Here is a 10,169-nt window from a genome sequence, read left to right as displayed (position 1 = left end):
GGCCCAGGTCGTACGCGCGTCCACTCGCTGGTGGGCGGATCAGGTGCCCCGCCGCGCGGGCCACCCCACCGAGGGCTGGCTCATGGCCCCGTGACCTCCCGGCCGCAGCCGAACTGAGCATGCGGCGGGCGGGCCGGGAAAATCCCATCGCTGGCTCAGCATGTCTACGACACCGCGTTGCGCGCCTACACCACCGGCGACGTCGTCCTCGTCGACGGCATCGAGGCGCTTCCCGCGGTGGCGGACGTCAACCGGGTTCGCCGGCGCCAGCGGCGCCGCGCTCCCCCGAATCATCGACGGCGTCGTCCTGGGCACCCTTGGACTCAACCGCTGCCATATACGAAGCAGATTACTTGCTTTTTGTTTCGCGTATACGTTATCGTAAATCTTCTCCCTTCCACCTGGTACCGCCGAACCTGCGGGTCATCCCGTCGTCATCCCCACGGCACAGGCCAAAGAAGATCAACGACCTCAACCATCCGCAGACCCTCCCCGAGAGGATCCGACCAGAGGACGACCGAATGGCGAAGCGGATACTGCACAAACTCATCGACGACCTGACCGGTGACGACGCTGACGAGACCGTGCGTTTCGCCTTGGACAACGCCAGGTACGAGATCGACCTCTCCGCGGACAACGCCCGGAGGTTCCGCGAAACCCTGGCACCGTACGTCGCGTGCGGCAGGAGGACCGGCCGGAACAGCCGCACGGCCCGGCGCGCCGGCGGAGGTCGTCGATGAGCCTGCGCCCGGACGCCGGTGCGAAGCGATCATGTGCGACGGCGTGGGCGCGTCAGGGCGCCGGCGGCAGTGCGGAGATCCGGGCGAGGTTGGTCCGGGTCCCTCCGCGACCAGCCAGGCGAAGCGGCGTCCGACATCGACGGGTACCCGATGCGGGTGCCACGCCACCAGCACCGGCTGGCTGATCGGGTTCACCAGGGGATCGTCAGGAGGTCCTGGTTGGCCAGTCCGGCAGGAGCGCCAAGGGTGACTGCGTGGAACTCGCGCAGGCAGACGTCGTACGCCTCCCGGCTGAGTCCGACGTAGTGGATCAGCGGGTGACCCGCGGCCTGCCCGCAGATCAGCTCCGGGTGTCGGCGGGCGCTGATGCCTGGCGGACGGGAGATCCACGGGTGCGCGCAGAGCTCGCAGAGGCTGACCTGCTTCCGCTGGGCCAGCGAATGGGTCCTCCAGAGCACCGCCACAGCGGGCTCGTCGGTCGAAGTTCCCCGAGGCAGGTGAAGTTGGGCTTGCTTGGCTCAGGTGGTCGCCGCCACAGGTGACTCCGACCAGGCAAGAGACAGCGGCGATCCTGCACGCTGACGCGTACGGCGAAGCGGGCACCCAGGGGCACGGCCGGATTCTTACGGGCTGGATCGCATCGCCGCGTGGGCGACGCGGGTGAGGCCAGCTCGTATCCGTTGTTCGCCGAGTTCCGGCAGGAGTGTGCCTACGTGTTCGGCGGCCATGGCGGCGAGCAGGGCGTGGGCGGTGTGTTCGGGGTCGGGTGTGTGGCCGAGCAAGATTGACATGTGGCGGTGCCAGAACCGGTAGGCGCCAATCCGGTACCGCGCACCGGGTGTCGAGGTCTCTGACATTCGGACCAGGGCCAGGTGTTCCAGCAGGTAATCGAGGTAGGCCTCGATGAAGGCGGTCAGGCGTTCCTCGGCCGGCGCGCCGGGGCCGAGGGGTGGCGGCCCGTGCAGGATCGTCTCCTGCAGCACGGACTCCCGGGAGTCCAGCAGCGCCGCGGCCAGCCCTGACTTGTCGCCGAAGCGGCGGAACAAGGTGCCCTTGCCGACACCGGCGGCTGCCGCCACCTGGTCCATGGACACCGCTTCGACGCCGTGTTGGGCGAACAACCTGCCCGCGGCCTTCAGCACGGCGGCGCGGTTACGTGCCGCGTCCGCGCGCTCCTTGGCTGGTGGGGTGCGCAGGAGCTCCAGGGGCGTTGCGGAAACGGACTGCGGTCCGCTATCGTGGTGAGGCACAACCGGACTATAGTCCATATCTCTCGGAAGGTAGCGACATGACCGCACTCATCACCCGCGACGAACTGAAGGCGGCGATCGACGCCGGCTCCGTGACTGTGCTGGACACGTTGGGCGGCGAGTACTACGCCAAGCAGCACCTGCCCGGCGCCATCGAGCTGGTCCTGGCCGACGTGGAAGCCGAGGTGGCCACCCTGCTTCCCGACCGCGGCGCCGCGGTCGTCACCTACTGCTCCAACCCGGCCTGCCCCAATAGCGGACAGGTCGCCGACCGCCTCACCGCTTTCGGTTACACCAACGTGCGGAAGTACCGCGAGGGCATCCAGGATTGGGTGGAGGCCGGGCTCCCCACCGAGTCCGCCTGAGCTCTGCCGAGGGAGGAGCAAGGTCGAGCGCCTGCCCTCCCTCGGCAGTCACGCACACGCGCATCGTCGGTCGCACGAAGCCCGTCAGGCACTCAGGGGCACGAACCGCACGGATGGCGAGCCCGCCCCGCCGCGGCAGGCCACGGATCCGCGGCCTCGACGTTCCCGACCTCGACATGGAGTTCCGCGGCGGCCTCGTCATCGAGAAAGTCGGCGACCGCGCCCTACGTCCATTGGGAGACCTCGACCGCCCGACTGCCGGCCGGGCGCACCACCGGGCCGGTGTCCTCGCCGACAGGCGCGCACCCGCCGCCGGGCGCACACCGGCACGGGGCCAAGGGCCGCAGCGCCGCCGAACGACAAGCCAGATCCCGCCACCGGCGGCACCGCCGTTGACCTCGCCTCCCACCTACCGGGAGACCACGAGAAACGACGAAGTGGCGCCCCTGTAACCCGCTCCCGTGCGGCAGCCGCCCAGGTACGGTCCTAGATCAACTCCCTGGTGCTGCTCGTGGTCTGGAACTACGGACGGGCCAGATCGGCTGGGCAGGGCTCAACGTCGGCCGTCGGGTCGGTGCACGGTGAGTTCGCCGTACGCCTTGAGTCGCGCGGCGAGGTCGCCCGGCGCGTTGCGCAGCGTGGCGTCCAGGAAGGCGACCGTGGTGGCGAGGGTCATGCGCAGCGCGCCGGTGCGACTCTGGGTGCCCACGAGCGAGGGGACCGGCGGCAGGAAGAGTGGCGCGTCGGTGAACGTCAAGTGCGCCGATCCGGGAACGACGAGCAGGTAGCCAGTCGAGGTGCCGAGGTTCAGCACGTGTGTCAATTGGGGAAGGTAGGTGGGGTTCACCGCCGGGTCGACCGGGTGGGCAAGCGCCAGTACGGGCTGGTGGAACGGCTGCGGGTGGGGATCGTGGGGGGCGCCGTCGATGTCGATGACGGCTGCGAACCGGGCATCGTGCCGGGCGGCCAGCAGGGCGGCGGCTCCGCCGACGGAGTGGCCGGTCACCGCGGCCCGGTCGGTGTCGAGGCGGTCGGTGAACGGCCCCCGGATCTCGCCGCGGTCGAGGCGGCCCAGTTGGGTCAGCACGAAGCGCAGGTCGGCGGCGCGGATTGCCGTCCAATCGTCCACGCTCCGTCGGTCCACGGCATCGTCACCGGTGGCACCGACCCGGGTACGGACGGTCGTGCCGTCGGCGAGGACGACAGCGGCGGAGTCGTACGGATGGTCGACGCCCACGACGACATAGCCCCGGCTGGCCAGTTCCTCGGCCCACGCGGTGTTCTGGGTGCGCACACCGCCGAGCCCTGGCGAGAACAGCACGACGGGGAACCGCCCGCCGGTGTCGGCCACGGCCGCTTCGGGCACCGACCAGGTCCGGGCGTCCGCGGCACCATCGAGCAGGAAGCCGGGCGCGCCGAGATAGTCCGCCAGGGCACCGAACACGACGTGCGCCTCGTGCGCGGTGCGACCGCCGTACCGGGCCCGCTCAGCGCCCACGGCGCTCGGGCGCGCCGGATACCACAGCTGCACCACGACAGCGCGGCGGTCGTCTGGCGCGGGTGTGGCGGTCTCCGGGCGGTCCGGGTCGGTCCACTGCAGCACCGTGGTGCCGACCGCGAGCTGCCCCGACGGTCGCGGGAAAACCGGCACGGGCAGCGCCCACACCGCAGCTGGCCCCGTGGCGATGAGCCCCAGACACACCACCGTTCCCGGTAGCGCCAGCCACCAGCGAGCCCGCCACGCCGGCCGTCCGTCACGCCCTCGCACCAGCGCGGGCACGGCGAGCGACAGCATCACGGCCGCACAAACAAGAACCGGCACCAGTTGCCACCGCACCCCGACGACGGCGAGCACCACGGTGGACGCCGCCACCACCGCCGCGGCACCGATCGTGGTCGGGCGGCGGCAAGCGGGCGGCAGCCAGCGGGCAAGCACCAGCCCGACAGCACCGAGCACCGCGATGATTTCCGGCAGCGACATTCCGGGGCCCTGGATCGATTCGGTCACCCCGCAACCTTCGGCCCAACGGCCCGGCGGCCACATCCGTCTCAGGTCCCCGGTCCGCGTACGACTCAGGTCGCACCCCGACCGGGGACCGTCGTTCAGAGGTCACACCTGAGCCCGGCTCGGCTGGGCCCCGAGGGCTGTCTCACTGGGCAAGCCTCGGGCCGATGACCGACGGGTGCCAACGGGATCGTGAGGAGGCTGCGGGGCCCGGCGCGGCGTGACGGACGTACCGGCCCGTTATGGGTCCGGGCAGTCGAGCCAAGCGCGTTTCCGTAGGGCAACTGCCCTGCGTGCGTGAGCAGCACAGGTCGGCGAGACCTGGAAACCGAAACGCCACGCCGGCTTGCCTCCCTCACGAAGCGGCAGCGTGCGGCCTGGTCAGGCGTCCTCCCGGTGCTGCCGGTTGGACGAGACGGCCGACCGGAACATCACGGAACGCCATACCGGCAGTTCAGCCGCCCGCTATCAGACTCGGGAGTGACCGTGCCCACCCACCATTCAGTGACGACCTCGCGTTTGAGCGCCCTCGCGCTGCCGTTGATCTGCCTGGCGCAGCTCATGGCGACGCTGGACGTCACGATCGTCAACCTGGCCCTGCCGGCCGTGCAGACCGAATTCGCCTTGTCCAACGCGTCGCTCGCCTGGGTCATCGACGCCTACACGCTCACCTACGGCGGGCTGCTGCTGCTCGGTGGCCGCGCCGGTGACCTCTTCGGGCACCGGCGGACTCTGGTCGTCGGGGTGCTGCTGTTCACCGCGTCGTCTCTGCTCGGCGGCCTGGCGCGGGACGAGTCGGTGCTGCTGGCGGCGCGCGCGATTCAGGGCCTCGGCGCCGCCCTCGCGACGCCGACGACGCTGTCGTTGATAACCACGCTCCATCCGCCCGGGCCGCGTCGGAACAAGGCGATGATCGCGTACGGTGCGATGGCGGGACTCGGCATCACGCTCGGGCTCGTCCTTGGCGGCATCCTCACGGAGGCGGCGTCGTGGCGTTGGGTCTTCCTGGTCAACGTGCCGATCGGCCTGCTTCTCGCCGTCGCCGCACCGAAGGTGCTGCCCGACACCGCGGGACGCCGGCGGCGACTCGACCTCCTCGGCGCTCTGTCGGGCACCGCCGCCTTGACCTCGCTGGTGTACGGAGTGATCCGGGCCGGTGGCGAAGGCTGGGACGACCGCGCCGCGCACGCCGCGCTCGTGCTGTCGGTCCTGCTGGTCGGCGTGTTCGTGAAGGTCGAGCGAGCAGTCGCAGAGCCGATGCTCCCGCTGAGCCTGCTACGACACCGCACACGCCTCGGCGCCTACCTGATCGCCATGCTGCTCTTCGCCTGCCTCTACCCTTCCTTCTTCTTCCTCACCCGCGCGCTGCAGGACGTCTTCGCGCGACGGCCCATGGAAACCGGACTCCAATTCCTCCCCATTGGGGTGGGCGTGCTCATCTTCGCCGTGGCCACTCGCCGTTTCGTGCCGGTCTACGGCGCGCGCCGGATGGTCGTCGGCGGTACGGCAGCCGCCATGCTCGCCGCGCTGTGGCTCGCCCAGCTGGATGCGGGCGACGCCTACGTGACCATGCTGCTGCCCTGTCTCGTCGGGCTGGGCGCCGGGGTGGGCACGACCTTCGTGGCCAACGCCGCTGCCGCGATGACCGACGTGCCCGAACACGAGACGGGCATCGCGTCAGGGCTGCTGAGCACGTTCCAGGCGGTCGGCGGCACGGTCGGAGTCGCGGTGCTGGCGTCCGTGGCGGCCAGGGTCACCGAGGACCAGGTCGCTGATGCCACCGCCCTGGGCCTTCCCTCTACGGCAGTGATCCAGGATGCGGTGATGTCGGGCTTCGCCCGTGGGTTCGTACTGGCCGCCGTGCTCGCCGGGCTCGCCTGCGCCGTCGCGATCTATACCTCTCCCGGACGCTCGACAGGTCTCCGCGGTCCGGCACCTCGGCGACAGCCCGTCGCGGTGCTCGACGACGACCGAGGTTAGGTCAACGCCGCCGGTAGGACGAGGAGGGCGAACCGGATCACTCGCCCGGCCAGGCATGCGGCGGCGAACTCGCGGCGCCGGAGGCCCGCGGTGCCGGCAGCGAGGCTGACGACGGCCAGCGGTGGGACGCCGACCGTGGCGGAGGCGAGCACCGTCGGTAGGGCGGTGCGTCGGCGGGAGAGCCAGCGCTGGATCCGCCCGGCCCAACGGGCGCTCCCGGCCGCCGCGCGACCTGATCGGCTCCGATGTGCGAGTTTCTGGGCGAGCCGTCCTGTTCCGCGACGCACGGCTTCGAACAGGAGTAGCTTGCCGGCGGTCTGCCCGAGCGCCAGGGCGAGAACGGCGACCAGGGCGTGGCTGCCACGGTGTCCGGCGACGACGGCGTAGGCCTCGGCGTTGACGACCGGGACGAGGGCCGAGGCGAGACCGTACCCGAGCGCCAGCACCGCCTCGACGAGGACGCTCATGACCGGCCGTCCCGGTCGAGCAGCCGGACCATCGCCGCGGCCGACCACAGCTTGACCGCGACGACGGCGACGGCGACCGCCAGCGCGAGCCGGTACTGCCCGAACGCGACGGCGCCGATGACCCCGGCGGTGTTGGCGGCCTTCGCCACGGGCGACCAGTTCACCGCCCACACCCGCCGGTCGATCAGGTGGAAGTAGTTGGGGCTGAGCACGGGCCAGCACAGAAACGCCAGCGACAGCATGGTGTCCAGCACCAGGAACGAGAGCAGAAACACCACGGCCACGACCGCGACATCGGGCACGAGTGAGACCAGGCCCGCGCCGAGCACGGCGGCGCAGGCGCGGTCGCTCACGATGTCCAGGACCGCCCCCGCCCGGGTCTCCTGCCCGAGCCTGCGTGCGGCCCAACCGTCGAGCACGTCGCCGAACCAGTAGATGCCGTACGCCACCGACAGCAGGACGGCGGAGCCGGCGACGACGGCGGCGACACCGACGGCGACAGAGACGACCGTGCGGATGGCCGTGATGTAGTTGGGAACCGTACGGAGCGGGCCGACGGTGACAGCGGTGCGGGGCTCGACAAGCGTCACCTCCGCAGCGTCGTACGGTGAGCGTTCCGGACGGAACGTGCCGCGGTGCCGATCCGGCCGCGGGAGCGGCACCGGGGTACCGGCCGGTCTGGTACCGGGGTACCTGGTCGGATTCGGGCCGGATCGTCGAAACTATGCAGGTGAGGACCAGGAATCGGGAAGGCTTGCGCGACCCTGGACGAGTACGCTGGCTCGCGTACGGCGCGGCGGGCTCGATCATCGCCGTCGTGGTCACCACCGTCGAGGGGGGCTTGGCCGTGCCGGCGGGTTGGGCGCGGCTGGTGCTGCCCATCGGCCTTGTGGCCATGGCGCTGCGGCCCCGGTACCGGGCCCTGGTGTTCGCGGTCTGCGCCGCGTTCGTGGTGGTGGTGAGCACCGGGGAGTCGGTGCAGTTGGGCCTCGCGGCCGCCGGCCTCGTGTTCGTCTCGACCTGTGAGGACCCGGCCCGGCGTCCGTGGCTGGGGTGGGCGGGGGGCCTGGCCGGCGCCTTCGGCGCCCTGGCTGTCGCGCTGCTTGACCAGCGTGGGCTGTACGAGCAACCGATCGGCTTCGTGACGGCCGGATACCTCCTGGCGATTCTGTTCCGGTCGTGGTCACGCGGCTATACCCTGACCCGGGAGGCGGGCGAGCTACGCGGCCAGGCAGCCTGGCTCGAGCAGCGGACGAACCTGGCCCGCGAGTTGCACGACGTGGTCGGCCATCACGTCACCGCGATGGTGGTGCAAGCCGAGGCGGGCCAGTTCGGTGCCGACCCGGGGGCGGCGCTGCGGGCGATCGCGGACAGTGGCCGTACCGCACTGAGCGAGCTCGACACGCTCGTCGTGCACCTGCGCGATCCGGACGCGGCGATCGCGGTGAGCGCGCCGCCACGCCTGTCCGACATCGACGAGCTGCTCGCGCAGCCGCTGCGTCAGCAGGGCGTGACGGTGCGGGTACGTCTGGATCCCGAGCCAGGACTGGACGAGCTCGGCGTGCTGACCATCTACCGCATCGCCCAGGAGGCCCTCACCAATATCGTCCGCCACGCGAAGGCCACGACCGCCTGCGTCGAGTTGGTCCGCATCGGCGACCGCGCCCGCCTGCGGGTCAGCGACGACGGCATCGGGCCGCCCCCTGCGCCCACGCGCGGCTCGGGCCTACTCGGCATCGAGGAGCGCGTGCGAGCCCGCGGTGGGAGCTGGGAGCTGGGCCGACGACCGGGCGGCGGCACCATCGTTGAGGCCACCCTGCCGGTGGCGAAACCGTGATCCGGGTGGCGATCGCCGACGACCAGCAGCTGATCCGGGACGGCTTCAGCCTTATCCTGCGTTCCCAACCCGACATCCAGGTGGCCGCCGAGGCCGCCGACGGCCGGCAGTTCCTCGACGCCGTACGCCGCGACTCCCGCATCGACGTCGCCCTGGTCGACATCCGCATGCCCGTGCTCGACGGTCTGCAAGCCACCCGCGAGCTGGCCACGATCCCGCACGCCCCGGCCGTGATCGTCGTCACCACCTTCGACGACGACGCCTATGTCCTGGACGCCATCGCCGCCGGCGCGCGGGGCTTCCTGCTCAAGCGGGGCAGCGCCCGCGACCTCATCGCCGCGGTGCGCACCGTCGCGGCCGGGGAGGCGATCCTCTCCGCCGAGGTCACCGGCGCGGTCCTCGACCGGGTACGCACGACCGGGCCGGCCACCCGAGTGGAACTGGCGGCCTACCACCTGACCGCCCGGGAGACCGACGTGCTCGCCCTGATCGGTGCCGGACTCAACAACACCGAGATCGCCGAACGCCTACACCTCTCCATGAGCACCGTCAAGACCCACGTCACCAACGTGCTGGCCAAAACCGGCAGCCGCGATCGCGTACGAGCCGCCATCCTGGCGATCCAGGCCGGCCTCTTGCCCTGAGAACCAGCAGCGGCCCCGCTCGGCGCCACAACGCCCCGGCCGTTCGTCGCTGGCTGGCCACGCCGCTCCGCTTCTACCGCCTTCTCACCCCGCTATCGGCATCGTGGCTCGACCTCGGAGCGCACCGGTTCGCCGAACTGGCAACTGCAAACGCCGCCGATCCGGCCACCGCGGACTGACGAGTCTCAAGCCGAGTCACCGAGACTCAGGACTCGAGGTGGGCGCGGCTGCTTTCGTCCAACATCGGGCACCTCCTCTGGAGCGGAATCGTAGACGAAGACCGCGCCCCTTCTGTCGCACGACACCTCATGGGTACTCGACTCTTCTCTGGATGGGGTGTTCGTACACCCGCGACCGGGCATCAGTCCTACAACCCGATCGGGTACCACGTCGGCACGGTCTGGCCGTTCGACAACTCCATCATCGCGTGGGGGCTCAGACGATATGGGTTCAAGCATGAGGCGGCGGAGATCGCGAAGGCAATAATTGATGCGGCACCCCTTCTTCAAAGGTCGGCTTCCTGAAGCGTTCGCCGGTTACGAACGTAGCCTCACCACCTATCCCGTTGAATACCCGACGGCATGCAGCCCTCAGGCATGGTCAGCAGGAGCCCCACTGCTCCTGATCCGCGCGATTCTCGGCATGGAACCGGATGGTGAGGTCCTGACGGTTGATCCCGTGCTGCCACCGGGCTTCGGCAGCCTGGAACTCGGTGGAGCCCCGGGCAGATGGGGCCGAGTTGATGTCCGGGCGTGATGCAGTCCGCGCCGTATTGGCGTTGGCGTAGCTTCCTCCCGCGACACGTGGTCGTCTCAGTGCGGGCGACAGGCGCCGCGGCACCCGACACGTCGTCAGGTACCGCGTCGCCCGGCAGAGGTGAG

General features: G+C 70.6%; 10 protein-coding genes and 1 pseudogene. 6 read left to right on the top strand and 5 right to left on the bottom strand.

Annotated features, from left to right (window positions below; translation table 11 throughout):
- Nucleotides 1-521: 521 nt before the first annotated feature.
- Nucleotides 522-740, top strand: a complete 219-nt coding sequence (locus AB0B02_RS29145; RefSeq protein WP_281939990.1) for an Lsr2 family protein — start codon at nt 522-524, stop codon at nt 738-740.
- A 191-nt stretch (nt 741-931) separates the two neighbouring features.
- Here AB0B02_RS29145 and AB0B02_RS29140 read toward each other — a convergent pair whose 3' ends face one another.
- Both AB0B02_RS29140 and AB0B02_RS29135 read right to left on the bottom strand, forming a co-directional pair.
- Nucleotides 932-1,198, bottom strand: a complete 267-nt coding sequence (locus AB0B02_RS29140) for a hypothetical protein (RefSeq protein WP_357305657.1) — start codon at nt 1,196-1,198, stop codon at nt 932-934.
- A 165-nt stretch (nt 1,199-1,363) separates the two neighbouring features.
- Complete coding sequence (locus AB0B02_RS29135) at nt 1,364-1,990, bottom strand: TetR/AcrR family transcriptional regulator (protein ID WP_281939986.1); 627 nt, start codon at nt 1,988-1,990, stop codon at nt 1,364-1,366.
- A 38-nt stretch (nt 1,991-2,028) separates the two neighbouring features.
- Here AB0B02_RS29135 and AB0B02_RS29130 point away from each other — a divergent pair, with 38 nt between their 5' ends.
- The gene (locus tag AB0B02_RS29130) at nt 2,029-2,355 is read left to right on the top strand and encodes a rhodanese-like domain-containing protein (protein ID WP_357305653.1); all 327 of its coding nucleotides are present in this window, start codon (nt 2,029-2,031) and stop codon (nt 2,353-2,355) included.
- Nucleotides 2,356-2,908: 553 nt separating this feature from the next.
- Here AB0B02_RS29130 and AB0B02_RS29125 read toward each other — a convergent pair.
- Nucleotides 2,909-4,363, bottom strand: coding sequence for a hypothetical protein (locus AB0B02_RS29125; RefSeq protein WP_357305650.1), 1,455 nt, complete (start codon nt 4,361-4,363; stop codon nt 2,909-2,911).
- A 477-nt stretch (nt 4,364-4,840) separates the two neighbouring features.
- Between AB0B02_RS29125 and AB0B02_RS29120 the strand changes: the two genes are divergently transcribed.
- Nucleotides 4,841-6,340, top strand: a complete 1,500-nt coding sequence (locus tag AB0B02_RS29120; RefSeq protein WP_281939980.1) for an MFS transporter — start codon at nt 4,841-4,843, stop codon at nt 6,338-6,340.
- Here AB0B02_RS29120 and AB0B02_RS29115 read toward each other — a convergent pair.
- Both AB0B02_RS29115 and AB0B02_RS29110 read right to left on the bottom strand, forming a co-directional pair.
- Nucleotides 6,337-6,807 (bottom strand): VTT domain-containing protein, encoded by a 471-nt coding sequence (locus AB0B02_RS29115; protein WP_281939978.1) that lies wholly within the window; start codon nt 6,805-6,807, stop codon nt 6,337-6,339. The genes AB0B02_RS29120 and AB0B02_RS29115 overlap by 4 nt on opposite strands.
- Entirely contained in the window at nt 6,804-7,397 is a 594-nt protein-coding gene (locus tag AB0B02_RS29110) for a CDP-alcohol phosphatidyltransferase family protein (RefSeq protein WP_281939976.1), read from the bottom strand. The genes AB0B02_RS29115 and AB0B02_RS29110 overlap by 4 nt, the downstream gene beginning before the upstream one ends.
- Nucleotides 7,398-7,414: 17 nt before the next feature.
- Between AB0B02_RS29110 and AB0B02_RS29105 the strand changes: the two genes are divergently transcribed.
- The 3 genes and pseudogenes from AB0B02_RS29105 to AB0B02_RS29095 form a co-directional block, all read left to right on the top strand.
- Entirely contained in the window at nt 7,415-8,644 is a 1,230-nt protein-coding gene (locus AB0B02_RS29105) for a sensor histidine kinase (protein ID WP_357305645.1), read from the top strand.
- Nucleotides 8,645-8,649: 5 nt separating this feature from the next.
- Nucleotides 8,650-9,288 carry a response regulator transcription factor gene (locus AB0B02_RS29100; RefSeq protein ID WP_308447838.1) on the top strand — a complete coding sequence of 213 codons (639 nt, stop codon included), beginning with the start codon at nt 8,650-8,652 and terminating at the stop codon, nt 9,286-9,288.
- Nucleotides 9,289-9,515: 227 nt separating this feature from the next.
- Nucleotides 9,516-10,044, top strand: a pseudogene (locus AB0B02_RS29095) (amylo-alpha-1,6-glucosidase); the annotation flags it as partial.
- Nucleotides 10,045-10,169: the final 125 nt, after the last annotated feature.

Origin of the sequence: Micromonospora sp. NPDC049240, from assembly GCF_040647835.1 — a bacterium.
In the GTDB taxonomy this organism is placed as follows: domain Bacteria; phylum Actinomycetota; class Actinomycetes; order Mycobacteriales; family Micromonosporaceae; genus Micromonospora.
This window is presented reverse-complemented; position numbering and strand designations above follow the sequence as displayed.

Coding starts and splice junctions, on each gene's coding strand:
- AB0B02_RS29145 (WP_281939990.1), top strand. CDS start 522: ATGGCGAAGCGGATACTGCACAAACTCATCGACGACCTGACCGGTGAC.
- AB0B02_RS29130 (WP_357305653.1), top strand. CDS start 2,029: ATGACCGCACTCATCACCCGCGACGAACTGAAGGCGGCGATCGACGCC.
- AB0B02_RS29115 (WP_281939978.1), bottom strand. CDS start 6,807: ATGAGCGTCCTCGTCGAGGCGGTGCTGGCGCTCGGGTACGGTCTCGCC.